The organism is Fulvivirga maritima (genome assembly GCF_021389955.1).
Classification (GTDB): Bacteria; Bacteroidota; Bacteroidia; order Cytophagales; family Cyclobacteriaceae; genus Fulvivirga; species Fulvivirga maritima.
Genome location: NZ_CP089980.1, coordinates 2611970 through 2636817, shown reverse-complemented (window position 1 = coordinate 2636817; position 24848 = coordinate 2611970). Strand labels below are relative to the sequence as shown.

General features: G+C 36.0%; 23 protein-coding genes, 1 tRNA gene and 1 pseudogene. 13 read left to right on the top strand and 12 right to left on the bottom strand.

Annotation, left to right across the window (positions count from 1 at the left end; genetic code table 11):
• Nucleotides 1-269 precede the first annotated feature (269 nt).
• Entirely contained in the window at nt 270-1793 is a 1524-nt protein-coding gene (gene istA, locus LVD15_RS11275) for an IS21 family transposase (protein WP_233780432.1), read from the top strand.
• Between the two features lie 11 nt (nt 1794-1804).
• The gene (gene istB / locus LVD15_RS11270; protein ID WP_233780431.1) at nt 1805-2539 is read left to right on the top strand and encodes an IS21-like element helper ATPase IstB; all 735 of its coding nucleotides are present in this window, start codon (nt 1805-1807) and stop codon (nt 2537-2539) included.
• 139 nt (nt 2540-2678) lie between these two features.
• Here the strand turns inward: istB and LVD15_RS11265 are convergent, their stop codons facing one another.
• Nucleotides 2679-3998 carry an IS1380 family transposase gene (locus LVD15_RS11265; RefSeq protein ID WP_233777947.1) on the bottom strand — a complete coding sequence of 440 codons (1320 nt, stop codon included), beginning with the start codon at nt 3996-3998 and terminating at the stop codon, nt 2679-2681.
• Between the two features lie 78 nt (nt 3999-4076).
• Here LVD15_RS11265 and LVD15_RS11260 point away from each other — a divergent pair, with 78 nt between their 5' ends.
• The 10 genes from LVD15_RS11260 to LVD15_RS11215 all read left to right on the top strand — a co-directional run bounded on the left by LVD15_RS11260 (nt 4077) and on the right by LVD15_RS11215 (nt 12937).
• Complete coding sequence (locus tag LVD15_RS11260; protein ID WP_233780430.1) at nt 4077-4508, top strand: hypothetical protein; 432 nt, start codon at nt 4077-4079, stop codon at nt 4506-4508.
• A gap of 1 nt (nt 4509) precedes the next feature.
• Nucleotides 4510-5112, top strand: coding sequence for a hypothetical protein (locus LVD15_RS11255; protein ID WP_233780429.1), 603 nt, complete (start codon nt 4510-4512; stop codon nt 5110-5112).
• Nucleotides 5113-5315: 203 nt separating this feature from the next.
• Nucleotides 5316-6767 carry a CHAP domain-containing protein gene (locus LVD15_RS11250; RefSeq protein ID WP_233780428.1) on the top strand — a complete coding sequence of 484 codons (1452 nt, stop codon included), beginning with the start codon at nt 5316-5318 and terminating at the stop codon, nt 6765-6767.
• Between the two features lie 136 nt (nt 6768-6903).
• Nucleotides 6904-7533: a hypothetical protein gene (locus tag LVD15_RS11245; protein WP_233780427.1), complete on the top strand. Its 630-nt coding sequence runs from the start codon at nt 6904-6906 to the stop codon at nt 7531-7533.
• A 194-nt stretch (nt 7534-7727) separates the two neighbouring features.
• On the top strand, nt 7728-9293 hold the full coding sequence (locus tag LVD15_RS11240) for a M23 family metallopeptidase (RefSeq protein WP_233780426.1): 1566 nt from the start codon (nt 7728-7730) through the stop codon (nt 9291-9293).
• Nucleotides 9290-10093, top strand: coding sequence for a hypothetical protein (locus tag LVD15_RS11235; protein ID WP_233780425.1), 804 nt, complete (start codon nt 9290-9292; stop codon nt 10091-10093). The genes LVD15_RS11240 and LVD15_RS11235 overlap by 4 nt, the downstream gene beginning before the upstream one ends.
• A 177-nt stretch (nt 10094-10270) precedes the next feature.
• Nucleotides 10271-10462 (top strand): hypothetical protein, encoded by a 192-nt coding sequence (locus LVD15_RS11230; RefSeq protein ID WP_233780424.1) that lies wholly within the window; start codon nt 10271-10273, stop codon nt 10460-10462.
• A 1-nt stretch (nt 10463) separates the two neighbouring features.
• The gene (locus LVD15_RS11225; RefSeq protein WP_233780423.1) at nt 10464-10853 is read left to right on the top strand and encodes a hypothetical protein; all 390 of its coding nucleotides are present in this window, start codon (nt 10464-10466) and stop codon (nt 10851-10853) included.
• Between the two features lie 133 nt (nt 10854-10986).
• Complete coding sequence (locus tag LVD15_RS11220) at nt 10987-12225, top strand: IS256 family transposase (protein ID WP_233775818.1); 1239 nt, start codon at nt 10987-10989, stop codon at nt 12223-12225.
• 163 nt (nt 12226-12388) lie between these two features.
• The gene (locus LVD15_RS11215; protein WP_233780422.1) at nt 12389-12937 is read left to right on the top strand and encodes a hypothetical protein; all 549 of its coding nucleotides are present in this window, start codon (nt 12389-12391) and stop codon (nt 12935-12937) included.
• 271 nt (nt 12938-13208) lie between these two features.
• Here LVD15_RS11215 and LVD15_RS11210 read toward each other — a convergent pair whose 3' ends face one another.
• The 10 genes and pseudogenes from LVD15_RS11210 to LVD15_RS11175 all read right to left on the bottom strand — a co-directional run bounded on the left by LVD15_RS11210 (nt 13209) and on the right by LVD15_RS11175 (nt 23004).
• Entirely contained in the window at nt 13209-13406 is a 198-nt protein-coding gene (locus LVD15_RS11210; RefSeq protein ID WP_233780421.1) for a PepSY domain-containing protein, read from the bottom strand.
• Between the two features lie 147 nt (nt 13407-13553).
• A pseudogene (locus LVD15_RS27280) lies at nt 13554-13673 on the bottom strand (IS200/IS605-like element ISW1 family transposase); the annotation flags it as partial.
• Nucleotides 13643-13897, bottom strand: a complete 255-nt coding sequence (locus LVD15_RS27275; RefSeq protein ID WP_370687407.1) for a transposase — start codon at nt 13895-13897, stop codon at nt 13643-13645. The gene LVD15_RS27275 and the pseudogene LVD15_RS27280, both read right to left, overlap by 31 nt.
• Before the next feature lie 569 nt (nt 13898-14466).
• Nucleotides 14467-15786: a hypothetical protein gene (locus LVD15_RS11205; protein WP_233780420.1), complete on the bottom strand. Its 1320-nt coding sequence runs from the start codon at nt 15784-15786 to the stop codon at nt 14467-14469.
• Between the two features lie 304 nt (nt 15787-16090).
• Nucleotides 16091-16804 carry a type VI secretion system tube protein TssD gene (tssD, locus tag LVD15_RS11200; RefSeq protein WP_233780419.1) on the bottom strand — a complete coding sequence of 238 codons (714 nt, stop codon included), beginning with the start codon at nt 16802-16804 and terminating at the stop codon, nt 16091-16093.
• A 144-nt stretch (nt 16805-16948) separates the two neighbouring features.
• The gene (locus LVD15_RS11195) at nt 16949-18304 is read right to left on the bottom strand and encodes a DUF5458 family protein (protein WP_233780418.1); all 1356 of its coding nucleotides are present in this window, start codon (nt 18302-18304) and stop codon (nt 16949-16951) included.
• A gap of 3 nt (nt 18305-18307) precedes the next feature.
• Nucleotides 18308-18757 carry a hypothetical protein gene (locus LVD15_RS11190; RefSeq protein WP_233780417.1) on the bottom strand — a complete coding sequence of 150 codons (450 nt, stop codon included), beginning with the start codon at nt 18755-18757 and terminating at the stop codon, nt 18308-18310.
• 60 nt (nt 18758-18817) lie between these two features.
• Nucleotides 18818-21280 (bottom strand): ATP-dependent Clp protease ATP-binding subunit, encoded by a 2463-nt coding sequence (locus tag LVD15_RS11185; RefSeq protein WP_233780416.1) that lies wholly within the window; start codon nt 21278-21280, stop codon nt 18818-18820.
• Between the two features lie 436 nt (nt 21281-21716).
• Nucleotides 21717-22640, bottom strand: a complete 924-nt coding sequence (locus LVD15_RS11180) for a sulfotransferase family protein (RefSeq protein WP_233780415.1) — start codon at nt 22638-22640, stop codon at nt 21717-21719.
• A 290-nt stretch (nt 22641-22930) separates the two neighbouring features.
• Nucleotides 22931-23004: transfer RNA gene (locus LVD15_RS11175), tRNA-Arg, on the bottom strand.
• Nucleotides 23005-23134: 130 nt separating this feature from the next.
• Between LVD15_RS11175 and LVD15_RS11170 the strand changes: the two genes are divergently transcribed.
• Nucleotides 23135-23902, top strand: coding sequence for a porin family protein (locus LVD15_RS11170; protein WP_233780414.1), 768 nt, complete (start codon nt 23135-23137; stop codon nt 23900-23902).
• An 87-nt stretch (nt 23903-23989) separates the two neighbouring features.
• Here LVD15_RS11170 and LVD15_RS11165 read toward each other — a convergent pair whose 3' ends face one another.
• Complete coding sequence (locus LVD15_RS11165; protein WP_233780413.1) at nt 23990-24769, bottom strand: enoyl-CoA hydratase/isomerase family protein; 780 nt, start codon at nt 24767-24769, stop codon at nt 23990-23992.
• Nucleotides 24770-24848 lie beyond the last annotated feature (79 nt).

The following is a 24848-nucleotide window of genomic DNA, read 5'->3' as shown; positions in this document are numbered from 1 at the left end:
AGAGCGTGCTTTAACAATACTAGAACCCTGTTTGAACGGGAGTGTTAGCTCATCTGGATACCACGGTTTGAATTATGCCACCCATTTCGGTCAGGTGTATGCCAGTGATTTCGGTTCAAACCGTGCCAGTGTATCTACTTGATTACGGTTCGATTTGTGCCACCATATTATAATAATTGATACCTATTACGGTTCGATTTATGCCACTTTAAGAGTTCATTGATTGTTAATATCGCCCCAAAAAAAGGATGGCGAATAAACTTGACATAATGGACTTAAAACAAATTATCAATCTTCATTTGAGAGGATTGAGCAATCGGCAAATTGCTTTGACCCTGGGTGTGAATAGAAACACTGTTAACCATTATTTGCGATCACTTCAGTCAAGCGGCCAGCCCATGGAAGCATTGCTCCAGTTGGATACTGATGCCTTAGAAGAACTGTTTTCGTCTAAGACAACCATAAACAATGATCGTTATGCGGTTTTAATGCGTTTTTTTGAGACCATGCACCCACAGCGTCATCACCCAGGCTTTACCCTTCAGTACCACTACCAGTTGTATGCTGAGCAAACTCAGGATAGTTATAGTTACACCCAGTTTACCACCCATTATCAGCGTAAGTACAAACAGGCCAAAGGTTCTATGAAGTTAGAGCACAAGGCAGGAAAAGAGCTCTATGTTGATTTTGCAGGTAAGAAATTAGAAGTAGTAGATCCATCTACTGGAGAAGTAAGCCAGGTAGAAGTTTTTGTGGCTACACTTCCTTTTAGTCAGTATACTTATGTGGAAGCCTGTAAAAGTCAAAAAAGGGAGGACTTTATTCAATGCCTCAATAATGCACTCCGCTTCTTTGGAGGAGTACCTGTAGCCATCGTGTCAGACAACCTTAAATCGGCAGTTACCCGATCCAGTAAGTATGAGGCGGTTATTAATAAAACTTTCAAAGACTTTGCTCATCACTATGGGTGTGCCATAAACCCTACACGTAGTTATGCCCCACAAGATAAAGCACTGGTAGAAAATGCTGTTCAGCTGGCCTATCAGCGCATTTATTACCCTATGCGTAAAATGACTTTCTTCTCTATTGAAGCGCTTAATGAAGAGATCCAACATCATCTTAAGGGTTATAATAATGTACTTTTTCAAAGAAAAGAAGCTTCCAGAAAAGAGCTGTTCCAATCTGTAGAATCATCCCTTCTAAAAAGCTTACCTCAAACTACTTATCAGGTTAAAGAATACGCCAGAGCCAAGGTACAGAAGATGGGATATGTATACTTCTCGGCTGACAAGACTTATTATAGCGTTCCCTATCGCTACATTGGCTCTCAAACTCAGATACAGTATACCTCCAAACATGTTGAAGTATACTACAAAAGCCAACGCATTGCTCTGCATAATAGAGTGATGAGTAAGGGGGCTTATATTACTAATAAGAATCACCTCTCCAGTACACACCGTGCTTATAGCCAATGGAGTCCCAAGTACTTTTCTGATCAGGGAGGTAAAATAGGTGTAAATGTAAAGCTGTTTATGACAGGTTTATTCCTGCAGGGGGACTATCCTGAGATTAACTACAAAAGAGCTATGGGCATTTTAATGCTGGCCAAAAACTATGGGCATGAGCGTGTAGATAAAGCCTGCCTAAGGGCTGTTCATCATGACACTTACAGCTATCAAAGGCTCAAAAATATACTCAGTAATAATATGGACGAGCATGAAATAGAACAAGAAAACCATCAATCACATATCCCTTCTCACAAAAACATCAGAGGGGCTAACCATTACCAGTAAACAATAATTTTATGAACAATAATCAAACAATAGAAAAATTAAAATCCATGAGGCTGTCTGCGATGGCTGAACTGCACAGGCAACAACTCAGTAGCAATGCTTATCAAAAATGCACCCCAGATGAATATCTGGCCTTACTCACTGAAAGTGAATGGGAAGACAGGCAGAATAAGAAGATTACACGGCTGATGAAAAAAGCCACCTTCAAGCAGCAGGCAGACATGGATGAAATAATTTTCTCTGAAAATAGGAATCTGGATAAAAACATGTTCAACAGGTTGTCCTCCTTACAGTTCATCAAGCAAAGTGAGAACATCATTATTACAGGTGCTTCAGGAGTTGGCAAAAGCTTTATGAGTCAGGCCATAGGCAGACAAGCTTGTCTGATGGGCTATAGCACCATCTATCAGGTAACAGCTCGCCTGTTCAACAAAATGAAACTTGCCAAAGTAGATGGCACCTATATCAAAGAACTTAAACGAATTACCTCTGCCAAACTATTAATACTAGATGATTTTGGTTTACAAAGCATGGACAATATTGCAAGAGAAGTACTTATGGATATTATCGATGATCGTCATGGAAAAACTTCAACTATAATCTCCTCTCAAATACCAGTATCAGCCTGGTATGATATTATTGGTGAAGGCACTATTGCTGATGCCATATTAGACAGGCTCGTTAACTCTTCTCATAGAATAGATCTCAAAGGAGAATCTTTGAGAAAAGGTATGTTGAAACATTAATATTTACTAAAATTACGAAACTCTTAAAGTGGCATAGATACACCGAAATCACTGGCATAGTTTGACCGAAACAACTGGCATAGTCCGACCGAAATAGCCAGAACTGTCAACTATAAAAAAAGTGATGTTTTAACCCGGATTATTCATTAGAATAATCAAAAGGAGGACTAGTAGACGATATGTTCAAGAATATTCCCTCCATCCAGGGTCTTCTTTTGGAGGGTAATGAGATTTTTAAAACCTTTTTATTAGCATGGTTTGCTGTCCAGGCTCCTAATGCAAAGCAATAGGATCTGAGGGTTGATAGGGTTGCTTTTCGATGATGGTTCAACGCAAAATGCCTGAATAAACTCATCAACTTGTAAGCCACCATGATAAAGCGAAAGGAGGCTTCTGTTGCCCAAAAATCTTGTAAACAAAAATTTTCAAGCCCAAAATCTTGTTTCAATTCCTTAATTCTGTTCTCACAATCGGCGCGGGTGTTGTACATGTTCCAAATCTGATCCAGAGGTAAATCCATATTGGTCACATAGCAACTATATCGATAGCCAGGCTGATCTTCAAAAAGTTCCTTGCCTCCTGCATGTGGCCTGATGTCAACTTGCTTTTTTACAATAATGTATCGTCTTGGCTTACCGTTTTCATGACTGAAAACCATCTCGTTCAGCTCTATTCCCTTTGCCAGTTTGACCCAATCTTTAAGCCCCCAAACTTCGCTTTTTACATTGGGGTACATGCGTACAGCCATAATGTAATTGAGGAGTTCTTCATCTAGATATGACATGATTTCTTCGTTGTAAAAACCACTATCGGCCCTTACCAGACCTACTTTTTGTCCTGCCAAGGCGTGCTTAAAGGTTTCTTCCATGAACTCCCTGCAACTACTACTGGCCGCTGTGTTGCCTGGCCTGAGCCATGCATTGGCCACCATTCTGGTTTGACTCACAAAGGCCATCAAGGGGTGATGTGAATTTCTCCCTCTTTTGTTGGGGTTATAACCTTTACTACTCCCTTGTTGATCTCCATATCGAGTGATCACAGTACTATCAAAATCAATGGTGAGTGCTCCTAAACGGAGCTGGTCAAAGAACCATTGTTGAAGCTCTGGAAATACTTCGTTGTTTAGGGATTGAGAGAATTTTCCAAAAAAACGACTGTAGGTACTTTGGCTAGGCATACCATCCCATCCAAAAATTGACTGTAAAACAGTATCATATCTCAACCAGTCACAATGGATGTATCTACTAGCCCCTGTCCAGATACTCAGCCAAAAACTCTCTACGATTTGCTTGGGGTCATACCCTCGGTTAGAACCAGGAGATGGAAGTGCCAGTTCGGCTAATTTTTCTCGTATCCCTACCTGATCGATAAATCGTTTCATTAAACTCATCCCTCCAAAGGGTGTCACTGGCTTGGAGGAATATTCAATGGGTAAAGACCCTATATTTTGAGTAACCATTCTGGTGATTTTTATACCTCATCAAAATCGATCTTTTTACACAATTATCGAAGGATTTTCTAAACTTTTAGTTTTCTAATGCATAATCAGGGTTTAATAAAATACACTTATTCATCAGACAGAGAGTTCATTGAAATCACTTCATTTGCTTCCTTATTGGGTGCAATTGCGGAAGTTGGATATGACGATATAGTGATTAATGGTTTCACAAATGAAGAAGGCATTGGCTCGCCAAGTTCTACTCATGCACGAGGTATTAATGGAGATTTACGTTACCTCAATAAAAGTAAAACAAATAAAAGAATGCTGATAACTGATCCGGATTTTGACGAAAACCGTCAAAATTTATTTAATGATGCATTAAATAAATTTGGTTTCACATCATTGGTAACCAGTTATTATGGATCTAAAAAGGATAAGTTATTAAAATATGGCAAGTATGACTCCAATGGAGGCCATAAAGATCATCTACACATTCAAGGATATAAACCTGAACTAGAAATACAATAATATGAGTTATTTTAAAATGTTATTAATAGGGCTGTCAATTGTATCGTGTACGAGTAAAAATCACGATACCAAACTTAAAACTTCTGGAGTTTCACACAAAGAAGAATCTTCTCAAGATGTTAAAACTTTGTCATTTTCACAATTCCTAGAAGCAATACCTGAAAAACAACTTCCTGTACAAGAAAATGAGTATTTAAATTATTTAACAGAATATCAATTAAATGAATTAAATACTGCTTTTAAATTGAATAAAAGAAATTTAAATGGTTTCTATGTTTATTACACCAAGGATTATGATATTCAATCAATTTTATCAGCTAATCGAGAAAAATTAGTTGGAAAATCTCTGGAAGAACAAAATATTGACCCCTTACAGAATGAATTGTTTAGACAAATAATAATACCTGTTATTAAAGTAAAAATTAAAGAGATTTATCTTATAGGATTTTTAACATATACCCAGAGTGAATTCGATGATTATTTAGCCTGTATAGAATTAAATATTTATAATTCATCAGAAAAAAAGAATATCGAACAATCCAATGAGTTTAATATATACTGGTGGAGGAGAACTTGGTATTGTATCTATAAAATCTTTCATTAATGAAGATGCGATATTAATACAGACTAGGGAAGATTACCTTTATTCCTATTCAACAGATGAAGGAGATATTGAATATTATGATGAGCCATTAAAAGAAAAGGAAACTCTTAAATTTAAAGTTACAGACAAGGGATTTATTGGCCTCTAATATTATGATATACCAAGGTGGATCTAGTTAGGGCATGTTTAATTGAAAGGGAAACGTGCCCAATTTCTACGCAGCTAAAAAGCATGTTACCTCACTTAATAATACCCCACCTGACAGTTCGGAAGCATACCCTGAAGATAGCTCAGCCCCTGATATATTCCTATACTCAGACCCTCAACCGCATGATATAGTCAAAACAACCAAGGCTATCAGCGAATACTATCTGATTGAACCCTTAGAAGGTGAAGACCAGTTATTGCCTGAAGAAAAAATTATACTTATATCCGAATGCACCAAACAAACAATAGATCAAGAAAACTGGTATAAGCTAAGCACAAACACCACGGAAGGAGAAAAAAGCGGCTGGTTCCAAGAAAAAGATGCAGAAAAAGTATCTGCTTTTGACTGGACACTATTTGGCTGGAACCATATAAGTGCAGGCACTGATTATGTTTATAGTGTTAAAGAGGTATTAGAAGCAAAAGAGAACAACACATTCCTGTGCTCTATTTGGGATATAGTAGACGCTAATAAGGACAAGATATTAGATCAACATGAATGGAGAAATGCTTATAAAAGAAAAGAAATAGTTTCTGCTTTTAGTAAGTTAGTATGTCAGCACAAAAATGAGTGGGCTTATACACCCAATGACATAAAACCAGATATGGAACAGCTTTTCGACATAGGTATTTCATTAGAAAAAGACCCAGATCTTAAAAATAAGCTTCAAGAAAGAAAACAATTCCGTATGAAACTCTTAGAAGAGAGAATTAAACATCTATCCTTCTGGAAGGATCTTAAAAGCGGAGAGTTTAAGAAGGAGGAAATAGATGAGAGTAAATTATGGAATACAAGGTTAAGCTTTCTGCCTCCTGGATTTTCTGATGAAAATAAAGAAGATGAATACATTCCCGGACCAGTAGGAAAAGGCACTCCACCGGAGAAAGATCCTCCTAGAACCATCCCTTCAAGCGACAATGTTTGGCACTTTCATCCTATTGCTTTTGTGGAGCATATGAGACTAATAACTGGGGATAGGGCTCCTTGGATGGAGATTGCCCTACAAGAAGCCTTAGAATATAAAGGTCTTGACGAAAATACAGGTAGCCTAGCTATAGCCATTCAAGAAAAATACCATACATATACAGGCCATCCGACAACTACTGGGAAAATTTCTTGGTGTGCAAGTTTCGCTAGTTGGTGCTTAGGAAACTCTAATTTCAAGAACCCTAAATCATGGTCATCACAGTCTTTCTTAAATCATTCATCCCTTAAAAAATCGAAAATCCAATATGGCGCTATTGTAGTGTTTACAGATTGCTATGAAAATGGAGAAATAAAATATGATGAAAATGGAAATTCATTTGGACACGTCACTTTTGTCATTGGAAAATTAGACAACGGAAAACACTTATGCCTAGGGGGAAATCAAGGAAATAAAATTAAAATTAGTGATTACGACTGTTCAGGAAGTATATTTCCTCTGAATAGAAAGAAAACGAAATAGAGAAAAGCGTCAGGCATTTTTGTACCTAAAAGCTATTCAAAAAGCTTAAATGATGTTTTTCGCAAAAATGACACCTTTTTATCAACTGATGATGCCAATCAAAAAATAATAAAATCAAATATCAAAACTTCAGAATATGAAAGTACTTAATGTCTACGTATTAACATTTCTAATAATAGCCTTCTTTTCTTGCGATAATTCAAAGAGAAGAAATGTTAACCAATCTATTAAACAAATAGATGAAAATTCAAAAGAAACTGCTAGTCAAGATGATAAGCATGCAATTAATGAAATACTAATTGATCGATTAAATGAAATGAAGAGCTATTATGAAAACGATGATAGAGAAGGAATGTCTCAATTTTTCAGCTTTCCAACTAGCAACTTCTTATTCATTCGTCGCAATGCAAATTTCAATGAAAAGTTAGCTTCTAATAATTTTAAAATAAATAAAGAGATGTTTTTAAAGTATGCTCAGATCACAAAAAGCACCGAACATCCCAACTTATATCAACTTTTGACAAGCTTAAATTTGAATGGGCTGAAAAATTCCTCTTCGATAGAAAAAACAATAGAACTTGAAAATGATGAATGCATGTACATCTACAAAATACAAATCAGCAATAATTTAATTGAAATAAGCTATACATCTAACTCTAATCCAAAATATTCTAATGAAGGTAACTGCCAAGAGAGAAGCACCTTCCTATATTTTGAAATTTCAGGTGATAGACTGATTTATCAGAAATCGGAAATAGCAGGCTAATAGTCTTGCCATCATTTTACATTAATGAGTTTTTAGAAAAATAAGGACGCGTTTCTATTTCACTCAAACACGTCCTGCTTTATCTTCACAAATAAAAACATGAATCCTTAGCAAAATTAATATGTAAACATAAAATAGAATGGTCTTATACCGCTAATGAAATAACTAATGAGGTTACCAAATTCTTTGACTACTTGATCGCTCAAGAAGACGAAGACGGAGAGTGGGATCTGGAAAGTCTCAAAGAGCAAAAGCTAAATTCTATAAAAGACCAGGTAGGAAAGTTGATGTTTTGGAAAGAAGCCGCTGGTTTAACATACTACCCTCCTATGGATCTTCCTACTCCCAAGAAGATAAAACCTAAAGGAATTAAAGAATTAGGATTTGGCACTGATGATCCTGAGGTACAAAATGCAGCAGCAGGAAAAAGCTCAAATGCCAATGCTACTACTACACAGTCAGCAACCAACGACACTGAAACCCTAACTCAACCAGAAGTAAGTGAAGAGAAGGAAGCCTCTAAAACGCAAGAACAACCACAAGAGCAAAAACAGCAGGAAGTAAAACCTCCTGAGCGAACCTTCCCCTGTACAGATCAAGTCTGGCACTTTCATCCTATTGCTTTTGTGGAGCATATGAAGAGGATATATCCACAGAGTAAAGTCAGTTCAAATATTATTTTTCCTTGTAAATCAGTTCCCCTTAATCATCCAAAAGGATTTAAATCAAATTCTTATAAAAATTATGATTATACACTTGAGACTTCAAACCCCGCAACTTTTGCAGCAAAGCGAGGAAGCAACAGACTACATGCAGCTCGGGATTTATATTATGAAGTAGGTGAACCAATTTATGCAATGGCTGATGGAAAAGTTATTGAAGTAAAATCATTTTATAATGACACCTTTGAAATTACTATAGAACATGACTATGAAATAGTTAAAGGATTCAAAATGATAGTCCGTTATGGAGAAGTCAACAAGAACAACATCTTAGTAAAAGTTGGTGATACTGTAAAAAAAGGACAGCATATAGCGAAAGTAGGCTTGTTGATACCTTACGTCCACCAACCTGCAGGTGAAAAAAGAGGCATGTTGCACTTAGAAATGTATACAGGCGAATTATCCTCCTCTCCCTATCCCGGAGATGTACTGTATAATAAAATGAAATATGCACGTTCTAAATTCTATAATGGAAACCAATCATTTCGGAGAAGAGAGGACTTGATTGACCCTCTTGACATTTTGAACAGCACTCTTCAGCAGCAACTATCATTAATAAATAAAAACTACACTATTGACGATGCAGAAAAGGCATTAAAACACATTTACGATAAATATGGAGAGGAAATGTCTATAATTATAGAGCGTATGTATAGAGACGAAACAGCTCATTTCACTTCATTACAATACCGAAAAACTGGAACTGGAGGAATGGAAGCGCATGGAGCTGCTCCATATTATGGTTGGAGTAGTAATTTTTTCACTTTAAACCCGGACTTTGAACCTATTGGCTTAACTTCTTTCTTTGAGGGAAAGGGAAAAAGTGGACTAGGAGGTAATCAACAAGTAAAAAACAGAAAGAAACATTTTATAGTAATGCCCTCCGTAATTGCCGCAATGGAGTACAAAGCCTATTATATAAAGAAGTATAATGGAGATTATGCTAGATGGCACTCAACGGAAGAAACTGCAAAAAAAGCTTATCAAAAATATTTAGAAAAAATTTCCCCAAAATTCACTATTAAATTCAACCAATGAGGATATTAAGTTTAATAATTATATTACCCCTAATTTTCATTTCTTGCCAGCAAAAAAAAAGTGAGAGTAAAACAGACTTTAATTTAAATACTCTTGGCAAAGACTCTTTATTAGATAAACCAAAACCAATAAGCAAAGTCACTTTAAGTAATCTTGATTGCTATGATTTATTATTAGAGGTCATTTTACATAGTTCATTTAACATTCCAGATGAAATAAAGAAAGAAAGAGTAAGCATACTTATTGATACCCATGATGATAAAACCATCTTAGCCAAGGTGTTTTTTGAAACAGAAGGAACTGGAACTTTAGGTTGGATAAGATATGATTTTGAAAGTCAAAAATTATTCGATGTATCCGCATACCTAGAAAATCCTGAAGAATTGAATCTTGAAAGCAGTGTAGTTGATTTAATTAATAGGAAATGTTTTTCAAGTGATACTATTAACAATAACATAGCCAATGTAAAAGAAATAAATCAATCTAACTGCTATCAATTAACTGATGAGGAGAATTACTTATTCACTGACTTATGCTTATTTCCCAATAGCATCAGCATACACGAGATTTATAAAAGATTACTAGAAAAACAAAGCACCAAACACTTATTAAGTAAAATCCCCACACAGGACACCTCTTACATAATAGAGAAAAGTAACGCTCAGATTGATTATGAGATCCCTACTAATCTAAATGATTCATTGAAAATTAACATGAGATTTACGGGTGGAGAAACATACATAAGCATATTTCCTAAAAATGATTCCTTAGCCTTAAGTATTACATCATCTCCAGATTGATAACCCATAAGAAATTGACAACCAAAAAGTTAACCTTTCACCAAAAAATCATTCAAATGTGGAGTGTTTTTACATACTTACCTCTCCCATTTCTCAAAATAAATTGGGAGTACTTTCATCAAACTGAAAAGCTTCTACCGTAGCTACCCATTCCCATTTTAGCTAAACTCTTTTACTATGAGTCAATGCTCACAAAGTAAAAATATTATAAACATCTACTTTAAATACAATGTGGTTAGTAAGCAAAACGACCATAATGCAGTAAGGCAGTGGGAAATCTTCAGCTATGAAGAAAAAGCTAAATCACCTGTTTGGGTGCGCTTGAGAGAAACCGAGACGTATCCAATTTCTACACAGAATAATCAGTAATATGGAAAGGTCATATACTCCTGATGAGATCGTCAATGAAGTAACCACATTCTTTGACTACTTGATCGCTCAAGAAGACGAAGACGGAGAGTGGGATCTGGAAAGTCTCAAAGAGCAAAAGCTAAATTCTATAAAAGATCAGGTAGGAAAGTTGATGTTCTGGAAAGAAGCCGCTGGTTTAACATACTACCCTCCTATGGATCTTCCTACTCCTGAGAAGATAAAACCTAAAGGCATTAAAGAAATGGGCTTTGGCACTGATGATCCTGAAATATTAGCAGCAGCTACGAGAAAGATAGAAACCAATCTTGGCCTCCCTAACTTCACACCAAAACCAACTACGGCACTTCCACCCTATTACTTTTGTGGAGCATATGAAGGGGATTTATGATGGAGGAGGTAATTGCGAATCTCTCATTTATAGCATGATCAAAAGAATCTCATAAGTAACCACCACATGAGACTGTCAATTCATCTCTGTCTAAACTTTGGATATAAAGAAATAATGTTTAGACTAAAGAGCAATGAACAAACAAGAGAAAGAAGAATTAAAGGAAAAAGCACTTAAACAATTTTTAAAAGGAGAATCTCTATTTGGTAAGGATGGGGCTTTCAGCCCCATGTTGAAGGAGTTCTTAGAAGAAGCTCTGGAAGCAGAAATGGAGGATCACCTATCCAGTGAAGAAAAAGGACGCTCTCATGGCAATAAGCGCAATGGCAAAGGCCAGAAAACAGTTAAGAGTAGTTTAGGAGACGTTGAGATAAATACTCCTCAAGATCGTCATAGCAGCTTTGAGCCAAGAATAGTAGAGAAACGCCAGCGTATACTGGCAGACAATCTTGAGAAGCAAATAATAGCCATGTATGGGCTAGGTAATAGTTTGAGAGATATTCAAGAGCACATCAAGGAGATGTATGACACAAATATATCAACAGAGGTGTTAAGTGATATCACAGACCGAGTGATCCCTAAAGTAAAGGAGTGGCAAAATAGGCCATTAGAATCGGTCTATTGTATTGTTTGGCTAGATGCCATGCATTTCAAGGTGCGAGATGAAGGTAAGGTGAAGCATAAAGCCCTTTATAATATCTTAGGGATCAATAAGCAGGGCAACAAGGAGATATTGGGCATGTACCTATCAGAAAGCGAAGGAGCTAATTTTTGGCTTCAGATACTTACTGAGCTACAAAATAGAGGCTTGAAAGATATTTTGATAGCCTGCACTGATAACTTGAAAGGTTTTAGTGAAGCGATACACTCCATCTACCCACAAACAGATGTTCAACTTTGTGTAGTTCATCAGATTCGAAATAGCTTGAAATATGTAGCCAGTAAAGAACAGAAAGTGTTTATACAAGATCTTAAATTAGTTTATCAAGCAGACACAAAAGATCAGGCAGAGACTGCTTTATTAGAACTGGAAGAAAAATGGGGAAAGAAATATCCTGTGGTGATACGATCTTGGAATGATAACTGGGAACTACTTAGCACTTATTTCGATTACAGTAAACCCATAAGAAAGTTAATATACACTACAAATCCAGTGGAGGGCTTTCATAGACAAGTAAGAAAAGTTACCAAGAGTAAGGGAGCATTTACCAGTGATATGGCCTTGATGAAATTAGTTTACTTAGTTTGCAGACGTATTGAGAAAAAATGGACTTCACCTTTGCGGAATTGGGGTTTGACGGTGCAGCAATTAGCCATTAGATTTGAGGGAAGATTGGAACTGGAACTAAAAACCAGTCAAACCAAAAAATAAAAAATTCCCTCCCAGGGGCTAGCCCCTGGGAGGGAAGCAGACAGAGATGAGCTAACACTCCCCACCACATTTAAGTTTCACTTTTGATATACTTGCTGAATATTTGAATCCTACTGCATTCTCTAATTTAAACTCTGACGAAGCGCTGTAATTATTAATAGGTATGAAAAAAATCATAACAGACGTAAGCAAGGTACTTGCAAAATCATTTTTTAAATGGTTTACTACTCTGGCATTAGGACTTGGGCTATCTTTTATAACATTAATTATAGCCGTCATTTTAATTTATTTCACAGAACAGCATAGCTCGGGTATTAGCGCTTCAGCACATACAGGTATCATGGGAGCCATAATGGGTTTAATTTACTTATTTGCTTCGGATTTCTGGGCCACTCTATTAGCCACTTTAAGCCTTATAGTTTTTCCGTTTCTATATTTAAATATTGCAAATAAGGCAGCCTTACATGGGGCGTTATATCTATTATGGAAAAACAATATGGAAGGTTGGATTACTGAAAAATTCACCTTTTACACAAGAAGGTTAGTAAACAAAGAAAATAGTGTCGCCCAAAAAATAGACAATAAAGCCACTGTTAAAGCAAGACTTATCAACTCTATTCGATCTGACCAAAGCACATCAAAATGGCAAAAAAAAGTATTGACCTATGTTTTAAAAAAAGATCAAACTAGAGGATATCGACACCCTTGCTGACGATGAAATGCTAAGTGATTTTATCACAAAGAAAATTCTAAATTTTGTTTCTGAAATTGGGGCTCCAAGCAATCAAATATTCATAATATCATTATCTACTCACCTCTTACTTTTGGCGATAGCTATTATTTTTTAAAATTAAAATGCATTCCAAGGTGAAGTGCTACAATCTTACAATCATAATATCCTTGAGTGAATGTCGGATCCTACATTTCTAAATGAGTGAATTAATATTGCACCTAACTCAATTATAAAGTCTAGCTATGGCACCTTAATCAAGATGCCTAGCCATATCCAAAATTTCAATTTTCAGAATTTCTCCTGTTTTTCCATCAATCACCATATGCTTTTCCTTATCAGTATTAAGGAACTCATTAGGCTTATAAACAATTGACCATTCTGGCTTCCCTTCTTTTTCCGACCTATGTATTTCAGAAACAGCCCCTTCATCAATCTCCTTCTCTTTCATCAATCCCTTTAAATCCTCCCAGCCAAATATATAAGGAGCATCATAATATCAAACTGTTATAGCCAACATGGGAAACAGTATCTTAAATTAAATAACTAACCAGCTAAAAGCCGGTAGATTTGATTCCGCCTAAAGGCGACTAAAAGACTAGCTTATTTTAAAATTATTGTCCTTATCTTCAATATCCTGATTCTCTATATACTGCATTATTATTTCACCTGTCACATTCCCACTTGTTATTGCAAAATAGTCCCGCGCCAAAATATGCTCACCCCAAAACTGTCACTGTAAATGCTTAAACTCAAATAGTAACTTACGCGAGGTTTCCCTTTTATATATAGCATGAGCTTACTTATTGACAGTTTGGAAGGAACTGACACAAACAAATGTATATGGTCTTGTGATAGATGACCTTTTACTATTTCTATTTCATTCGATTTACAAATCTCTCGTATCAACTCTCCACTTCGTTCTGCCACTGCCCCAACCAAAACTTACTTACGATATTTCGTTACCCAAACTATATAATATTCCAAATCAAACAAGGTATGAGACCCTTTTCTGTAGTTTTCCATAGGACAATATCGCAAATACTACAGTCTTCGCCCAAAGGCGAGAGATTTTCTCCCATTCCCCGAGTGTGAAATTAAATCACTTCTTATTCCTTAAAGTATAAAAATTATAGCTCAATATAATTACAAGTAAACACGTAATTATTGGGATAATTGACTCAATAAAAGAGTAGTATAAAATATCAGATTTAGAAAATGTTGACCAGCAAGCATGCCTATTTACAAATTCATTTTTATTAACAAAAAACCAAAAAAGGCATAAAAAAAAGGCAATAAGATAAATTTTAATATTGGATTTTATAAAATTATAAATGATGAAGACAAGCAAAAATTGTAGAGGCATAAATATCAAAATAGAATCAATAATTCCGCTTTTACCATCTATACAAGATACCCCGTCAGGAAGAAACCAATACATTTGCAACACTCCAATAAGACAACAACACAAACTAAAAACCAAAGATTTCATTATCCTTTCTTTCATCTTCTTATTTTGGTTTATATACTTCATATTTACTGGATACTCCCTTTGGAAAGTCTCCAGCCTTCACAGGCAAATATGCTCCTTTTGGATTCCAAATAGCTCCATCAATTTTCTTTTCTGAAGAAATATACTTCACAAATGCTTCCATGTCATTAGGATCGCTTAAAAACGCATCTTTTATATCCGATTTAAAGTTCTCCATAAATGATGCTCCTTGATCATTATCAGAAATATATGTATCTCTATGATTCTGAGTACCCCATGTATCTTCGTATAAAGACCTTTTCAAATATGCATGCACATTAATTTTACCGTGGTCAGACATTTTTTGAGCCAAACTATTAGACTTTAATGGATTATTTACAATTTCCGATGAAACACCAATACCTGTTCTACAGGCATACGAATACAAGTGAGATTCATTATTTGCCAAGAATACTTCACTGTCAATTTTTTTAAAGGCTTTACTATCTAACTCTTGAATATTTTCATTCGGTCCATCAAGCCCAAAAGCAATCACTCCTTCATTAGTTTCATCTCTAACATAACCATGAGCAAAAATTATCATCTCTGATATTTTATGAATTTCTCGATATTTACTTTCCGCATTTTTTTTCCTAGAGCCTCCATTAGTGAAGTTAATTAGTTCATCTACATTATTGATTTGCGTAACTCTTGCCTTTTTATTGTAAAATAATACCGAATTAGAAAAGGCAGTTAGTTGATTTGCCGTGTACCCATCTTTAAAAATTAATACTTCTAAATTCGGGGAATTTTTGAATCTTTCTCTAATCTCTCTAACAGCCTGCGCTGGAAACATCAACTTATTCGCAGAATTACTTGAGTGTTGTTCCGTGCCAACAACAATAATGGTTTCTTTTATGATTTCATTTAATAGGACACTAACATTTTTTATTGGCTTTGAGCAATAAGCATATATTCTAGTAGGCTTACTAGTCTCCAATTTATATTTCAGACAAACATTGTCGTATTTATCGAGATATAAATTCTCTTCAGTTAATTCAATGTCTTTGATATCCCCGTCATCAATTTGATGAGCCCACCATATATTTTTAATTGGGCTTAGTGTAGATTTTTGAAATTCGGTCGCTTTAAAAATGTATATGTTACCTTTTTTCGTATCATTGACCTTTTCCCCTCTTTCATCAAAGGGGCCTTCAATTTTTTTAACTAAAGGTTTTGAAAATTTAATTAAAGTCCCCTCATTCACTTGCTCGCTTAATTTTAGCCTAGTTGATTTGGGAATTATATTTACGGTTAAAGCACTATATTCTTTCTTTGTTTTTGGTGATCTTACACTCATAATATGATTAATTTACTGAAGAAGCTATCAAAAAACAGGATTAAAATGAACTAATAATATAGCTCCACTTAGTAGTTCAATTTTTAATTAGCACATTCAATTACAAAATTTTAATATTTGCTTGACATGTTACTCCATGAATATTTACTCTACTTTAGATTACAATAATCCGAAAATGAAAAATAATAGAATTTCAATATTTAGAATAGTTAAATAAACGTGTACCTCACTCTCTTTAGAATATTTGCAGGCATCAGTAGTAATATGGAATGTACGATTTCATTACCATTTATTGACACAGCGATTAACCTATATTTGAGCTTTTATCCCGCACCACCTCCAATTTCAGCTTGATTCTATCTGAAGTAATTTTTACTCCCTCTAAATAATCATTCGGAATTACTTCTCCCTGAAATATGAAATCACGCATGGAATCAGAAAAACTCAAATCGATAGTTTCACCGACCGCATTTTTGGATTCTATCACGTAATAAACTTCACTTCCTATATGCAATTCAGCTTGCTGTATTTTCACTCCATCTATTGTGGTAAAGTAAGCTGTCTCAATAATTGGCTCCCCTTTTTCCTCCTCCCCTACCTGTGAAACAGGCGCGGCGAAAGTCTTCCTCCAAAAAGCTGAATATTCAGTAGATGAAGCCGAGTCTTTAACGCCTCCAGCGGTTATTAAAAGTGACTCCGACATCGGGGAGTCGCCCTGCGAAATAAAACTAGTATGATTGATCACCACATGACAGTCGAAAAAAGATATGCGTCTAGTCTTACTGCCCAGCAAGTTAGGCACATACTCAAGTATGATTTCTTTTACGTTTTCGGTAGGGTGAACGGCTTTATCGAAAAATAAATTATCTCGGGTAGCTTCTACTACCACTTGTAAGCCAGAAAACAAGGGAGTAGCTGAAGGACGACCTGTTTCGTCCATTTTTTGCTTCAGTCCATAGTTGAACCATATTACATTGTAGGTAGTACCTTCTACATGCAATTTAGCGGTAATGCTCATAAGTTAAGGAGTTTAGGCTGCTAACTACTTTTATCCTTTTTGAGATGTAAAAAATTCCTGAACGCTATATTCATCAGGTAAAAGCGGCCGCATAAGTAAAAAAATAAGAGACTGTTCCACACAACACAGTCTCCAATATGAAATTTACATTTCGTTATATTCTGAATTCCACTCAGAACCATCATCACCCTTCTGTCCATCCATCTTAATCATGAAGTTTTTAGCCGGGAAATAAGGTTTCAAATGAATATCCAAATGTATTTTATCTTTCTGAATATGATCTTGCTCAAAACGCTTTACAGAAAAATCTTCAATAAGCTTATCTGGTCCGGTAATACCATCTAAAAACTGCACTATCTGCCCCATAAGCTCTCTTCTGGTTTTGGCATTGAAGTTTTCGAAAGCCCTTCTGTTTAAGAAGTCCATCAGCACCTTAGTAACGTAGTCAAACACACGCACCACAGAGTAAGTCTGCAAGCCCAGATTATCTCCGTTAAACAAAGTCTTAGCTGAAAACGCCATTACTTTACCATATTCAAAAACCATAGGCACCAAACCTAGCTTCTCCAGCTGAGAGATTTCACCTTTTTTAAGGTCGAATTTAACACCGTCAACCTCGTTCATTCCTCCGAACTTCTTACCTGCAGTAACCTGAGACATGAGTGTCTTATAGATCTTTCCTCCCAAGGCACTGGAAGGAGCCACAAAAATATCCTCTTCCTCTCCTACGTCGGCATTTCTACCTCTACCTACTAACCAGTTACAGGTCATAATCACGTTAGAACGATACTTATCTCCACCAGAAAGGTTAGCCGCTTCAAAGAGCTCCATAACATCATCTGGCTCATCAAGGTGCTCAAAGTCAGTTACCAGCATCACTTTATTTTCGTGTGCTATCTTAGCCCATTTTTCTACCACCTTGTTAGATCCTAAATAACCAGGAACCACTAATAAGCTGTAGTTATCTCTAAGGTCTAATCGATCATAATTCTGAACCAATTCCTCATGCACTGCATCAATAAATCGAGTATTATCAAGATCTTTTAACTGATCAATTTCAGCATTAAGAATATTCACATTCTTAAGCTTTTGAGTCTCCGTATTCTTAAAGAAAAGGGCCACAGACCTATAAGATTCCTCTAGCTCACGTGTCTGATCCAAAGATCTTTTCAGGTTCTTTTTAAGAGTTTCACCAGCTAGTTCAGACCTTTTTTCTGACTCATCAATTAATTCTGATAAATCATCTGAAGTCTCTAACAAGTCACTCCATATTTCGAGTGTTTTCTTAAGCTTTTGTCTTTCTAACTTCTTAGATGATTCTGTTAAAAATATTTTCTTCCTGGCTTTACGCTCAGGATTCATATTTTGTACGTCATCAATACAGGCTTCTAAAAGATCAAACCCACCATACTTGGCCAGTTTCTCTTCATTCCTCTTCAGCTCCTCTGCCGGATTCTCTACCTGCTGAGTGCTTACTGCTTTATTTTCTTGAACTGCCATGGTTTATTTCTCTTGTTCTAGTTCTGCGATTAATGATTTAATAGATTTTAATAAAGCCTGCTTAGCTTCAGGATCAGCCAAAGCACTCTTTAATATCTTATTTGTTCGTAATTGCTTAATTACTTTGAGATACTGATGCTTTTCGGTATCAAGATCATTTAAAAACTTACTTTGTTCAATTATTCCATCTTTACCGAAATTTCCTAAATGACTAAACTTCAAAGTTTCTTTCTTCTCTACACCTTCAGCATCTTCAAACTCTACTTCTACTTCTGGTTTATAATGATCAAAAACATCATCAAGAGTTTTTAACCCTGTAACTATCTCTGGTTTTAATGATTGATCCTGAGTTAGTTTCTGAATAAGTAATGTCTTATTCTGACCAATTTCCGCTATGGCTTCACCAGCATCGGTCTGCACCTCTGTTCCGCCTAATCCGAGTTTATTATCCATAGAATAAAAAATTTATGTTGATAAATGATAAAATGTTTTAACTGATAATTTATATATAACTTAACTATACTTCCATACTAGCTCCTCGCCCTCTACGGAGAGACTCACCACACTACCTTTAGTAATTTCCCCACTAATGATCTTGCGAGATAATGGCGAGCGCAGCTCTGACCGAATTACACCTCTGATAGGTCTGGCCCCATATTTTGGAGTAAAACCTTTATGCGCTAATAAGCTTTTGGCTTCATCTGATAGCTCCAAAGTAATTTCTTGTTTCTCTAAGGCTTTGTACAGATCTTTCATCTGCACCTCAAATATTCTGACAACACCCTTTTCAGTGATAGGAGAGAAAGGCACTATCTCTGTTAATCTACCCAAAAACTCAGGTCTGAAATGCATAGACATCAAATCCAGAAGATCAGTAGATTTTGGAATCTCCCCTGCTGAAAAAGACTGAGCCACATGCTCACTACCAATATTTGAAGTAAAAAGCACTACGGCATTAGAAAAATCACCTGTTTTACCCAATCGGTCACTTAATTTACCTTCATCTAAAATCTGAAGGAATATATCAAAAACTGAAGGGTGCGCCTTTTCTATTTCATCAAAAAGCACTATAGAGTAAGGTTTTTGCCTAATTTTATTCACCAGCAAGCCTCCCTCTTCATATCCCACATATCCTGGAGGTGCTCCATAGAGCAAAGCAGCCGAGTGTTCTTCTTTGAACTCTGACATATCAAAGCGAATGATTGCCTCTTCGGTTTGAAATAAAAATTCCGCTAATGATTTGGCCAGCTCTGTCTTTCCCGTACCTGTAGGCCCGGTAAAAAAGAAAGATCCTATGGGCAAACCTGGCTTGCTCAGTCCAGACCTAGATTCCAATATAGCTTCCGTAACTGAAACGATAGCATGATCCTGCCCGATTACTCTTTTCTTGAGTTCATCTTCCATGGTAAGCAATCGCTCCTTTTCATCTGTACGAAGCTTACCTGCCGGGATACCCGTTTTATTAGCGATAGTAGCAGCTACATCATTCTGCTCTATCAATTCCGATCGCCCACTGACCTTAGTCTGAAACTGATCAAGTACATTTTCTATGGCCTCAACATATTTGTCCACCTCAGAAATGCCTGATACTGATTCTTCTGACCAATCTTCAAATAATAAATAACTAAAAAGTCCTTTTAACTCTAACCATACTTTTTCCAGCTCATTTAATTTTACTGGATCCTCAGAACTATTTTCAGCTATAACTTGCACCTGTGCTTTTACTTTTTGCACATTATCTGCCGTAGTTTCTAACATATACCGCGTGGCCGACATGGTGCGATCTATGAGATCAATAGCAGAATCTGGTAGACTTCTCTCTTTGTTAAATCGTTTTGACAAACGGATAGCTTCAGCTATTGTAGCTTCATCTACCGTGAGTTTATGATGCTCTGTATACTTACTAATAGTATCGGATATCATTTTTAGAGCCCTTTCTTCATTAGGCTCCTCTAAACCGATCACCTCAAATCGTCTGAAAAGGCCTTCGTCGTTTTCTATATTTTTTCTGAAAGCATCATTAGTAACGGTTCCAATAAATGTTATCTGACCTTTAGCCAGTTCTGATTTCAGAATATTTACTAATCCAGGATTACCGTTTTCCTTATTGGTAATATTATTAATCTCGTCTATAAGCAAAATAGGTTTAGATAGTCCCTTAAGGGCATTAAGCACCTTTTTAAACCTGTCTTCTATTTCACTTTTATAAGTGGCACCTGATACCAGTTGTATATAATCTAACTCATAAATCTGAGCTCCTTTAAATGCAGCTGGCACTGACTCATCTACCACCACTTGAGTAAAACCATCAAGCAGAACGGTCTTTCCCACGCCGGGTTCACCGGTTATTAATACATTAGGTTTTGAATGCCTTCCCAGCACCTCCAGCATCATTTTAATTTCAGCTTCTCTACCAGAAATGGCCTGAAGCTGATTCTGATCGGCCTCAAAAACCTTGTCTACACAATAATCACTAAGTACAGTAGTTGCTACTCCTGATGGTAAAACCTGTTTTACGGCTCCATTTTCAGGATTTATTGAAGCTACTTTTGCCACTTGAAGAATGTCATCACCTTTTATTGGTAATGTTTTAAGCTGCTCATAAGAAAAGCCTACTCCTGGCGTACATACCGAAATAAGAAGGGCTGTAGGAGTTATTTTTTCCTCTCCCAATTTGAGTTTAACACTATCCGCTTCATTAAGTATAGATTCAACCGACCTATCACCTTCAATCACATCAGAAATACTCGCTTTTTTAGGCAGAGACTCTATCCTAACATCGCACCACTCTTCAAAATAATAAACATCAACATCAAGCTTAAGGAGTAATGAATCTAAACCCGAATCTTTATGAAGAAGCGCCTTAAGTAAGTGAGCCGCATTATACTCATTATTATGACATTCCTTAGCCAGAGCCTGGGCAATATGAATTGCAGTTTTACTCTCCTGCTCTAAAGAAAATTCCACTAACTGCATGAATTAAACAAATTAAAAAATTATATATATAATATAAATAGTGCAATACAAAAATTAAAGACAGCTACACTAAACTATAGACAACTTTACAAAAAAGAACTTAATTGATTAAATAAAAGTATGAAAAAAAATCATTTTCAGCTTTTTTCTATATAAAATTAAACCTTTTATACTTTTTAGCATATCGTAATTCAGACAACTATAATGGAGACTAAAAAATTGTAGTCAAAAAAAAATTTAATTAAATCAATTAGATAATCGACGTATATTATCGATTAATGACCGATGAAATAGATAAGCTACTATTTAACAGGGCTGGGTTTCAGCCACATACCATCTGGCAATAAAAAAGGCGAGAATATTATTAGCTGGGAACTAAAATATACTCGCCTGAAGGGTAAAATCTAATATCGTATCAATAAAATTCTACATCAGATCACTTCCAAAGACTCAGATCTCTATTCAATAAAGTCTCTGTCTTTTTAATATCTGGTTTATAATACTCAAATAATTCGTCTTTGGTATTTTTATCTATCTCCAAACGTGTAAGATTACGTTGCATGATTTTTCGAGACAGTTTCTCTCTTCTCTTCTTATTCAAAAACATTCTTACAAATGGCCTAAGTACCACTATAATCTTTTTGCCTTCAAACAAAAATTCATGTAACCATCTGGATTTAGGCACTCCTGACATATTATGACGCTCAGAAGCATCTATTTCCACATTCTTCTTAACTCCTAGAAAATCAAAAATATCTTCCATTACACTCTGTGGAGAAGAAGACAGCTCCTCGTTAAGCACTACTTTTACAGAGCTAAAATTATCCATAAATGCCTTAACCCCTTCGTAATACTGACTTACAGCTTTATAATGATAGATCAATTCAAAGTTTTTTTCTATTCTTTCTGGCTCAGCTTTTAGGCCTTCCTCAAAAGATAAATGCTCTCTATCATCTCTTCTCAAATGTTGATAGGCAGAGAATGAACGCTTCACGGGATGCCTCAGTAAAATAATAATCTTAGGATCTCCATATAGCTTTTTAATAAATGGAATTGTTTTCTCATGAAAATAAAAAGTATCTGCACTGGACTCCCCTATAATCTTCTCGTCTTTTACATCCGTAAACAGGTCCTTATATTTTTCAAAATCTTTAATGTACCAAGCTTCCACCTTATCATCTTTGGGCCCTCCGAGCGGAAGATCCGTTACCTGGCTGGTAATATATCTTGGCTCCTTAGCCCGTGACATATATACCTCAGGGTGTTGCTCTAAATACTGATGTAAAGACGAGGTGCCACATTTAGCAACTCCTACCACAAGAAGATTGGGTAATACAGGGTTATCTTTTTGATTATTCATTAATATATTTCAACTATAATAAGATCGGCTCAAACTAATAAAAATTTATCTTTATGACAATCTATTTAACTTAACAAGGCTAATAAACCTGATAAGTCTTACTTGCAATATATCATAAAACAATAGAATTTATCAGCAGAGAATTTATCAATTATAACTACAACCTAAACGGTAATTTGTTACAATACAGCAGCTTTTAAGCAAAAAAAGATTGAAAAGATTGTCTGCTTTATTTATTTCAGGTGAAAAAGTATGAGGCATAAAAAAAGCGAACCTTTCAGTTCGCTTAGTGACCTCGCCAGGATTCAAACCTGGAACCTCTTGAGCCGTAATCAAGTGCTCTATTCAGTTGAGCTACGAGGCCGTTTTTCAAAATTGAGTTGCAAATGTAAGTAATAATTCTTCTTAAAAAAAGTATTATTCACGTATACTTTTTTAAAAAACCTTATCTTTGACGCCTACAATAAAATGAAAGATTTCAGGTTAATTATACTATGAAGAAAATTTCACTCTATTTCCTCACAGCACTTATTTCTGTTTCAGCCTTTGCTACTGGCACAGAACCATCTAAAAAAAACAAGGAGAACCCCTCCGAAAGGCTTCAGCCTATGAAAATCAGAAATCGTGCTGCCAGGCCTGATATCCCTGGTTCATTAATCCTAAACATAGGATGGAATGTGTTGCAGGATAATTCTGAAGAGCTAGATATCAACACATTCGGCTCACGTACTTTTGAGATGTATTATTTATATGACATGCCTATAGGAAACACCGGCTTTGAAATAAGACCAGGTATTGGTATTGGCGTTGATAAATTTAAATTTGATAATGACGTTTCTTTAGAACAAACTGTAAACAGCTCAGGCGATACTGAAGTAAGCACTGTTACTTTAGACGATGACTGGGATGTAGCTAAATCACAGTTAGCTTCCAGCTATTTAGATATTCCTTTAGAAATCAGATTTTTTGCTAACCCTGATGACAAAAGAAGAAGCTTCAACATAAGCGTTGGCGGTAAAGTAGGAGTAAGATTTACTTCTCATACCAAAATCAAATATTCTGATGGCGATGAAAATGCCAAATTGAAAATCAAAAAAGACTTTGGACTTAACCGTTTCCGTTATGGCCTTACCGGCAGAATGGGTATTGGAGGCTTCAACTTATTCTACTACCAGAGTTTATCTCCATTATTTGATGATGGCCCAGAAGGAACAGATGACGCTACTAAGATTACAGTGGGATTAACATTCACTGCCTTCTAAGCAAAAGAAGCAATACAAAACATAAACAAGCTGTCACTAAAGTATCTTCTAATCAAGCTACTGATTTAGTGACAGCTTTTTTTATGACTAATTTCCTTTAAAATCAGGCTTTCTCTTTTCCATAAATGCGCTAACTCCTTCCTTATAATCATGGGTTTCGCCTGCTATTTCCTGACAGTAAGCTTCATACTCTAACATCTCATCTAGCGTTGAGCTTCCCGATTTATTAAGCATCTTCTTCATCAGACCTATGGCCTTGGTGGGAGCATTGGCATAGTAATCGGTATACTTTTTCACTGCTTCATCTAGCTCAGCCGCAGGCACCACTCTATTGACTATTCCCAACTCAAAGGCTTCTTTCCCACTGATACGAGAGCCCATAGTACTTAATTCAAAAGCCTTAGCACTTCCCACCAGCCTAGGCAGGAAATATGAAGATCCTGAATCTAGCACCAGACCGATGTTAACAAAAACTTCAGTTAACACTGCCTCTTCAGCCGCCACTATTAAATCACAAGCCAAAGCCAAAGAACAGCCTGCCCCAGCAGCCACACCATTAAGCTTGCAAATAATAGGCTTAGGCATTCCCTTCATTAATCTAATAATAGGGTTATACCTTTTATGCAATGACTCCATGAAGGATTTCTTATCGTTAGACGAAGCTTCTTTCAGGTCCTGACCAGAGCAAAATGCTTTTCCAGCCCCAGTGAAGACCACCACTCTCACAGCATCATCTTTATTAATTTCCTTTAGTGCAGTTTGGAGCTCATAAGTAATAGTATCATTGAGTGCATTATATACTTCCGGCCTATTGAGCGTCAAGGTGCAGACACCACCTTCAGTAGCAATTTTCAAATGTTCATACATGAGGATTAGGTTTTTGTTATATAAAAAGAACGATCATCGTTTTTATTCACCATGGACTGATAAATACCAACTTATTCGC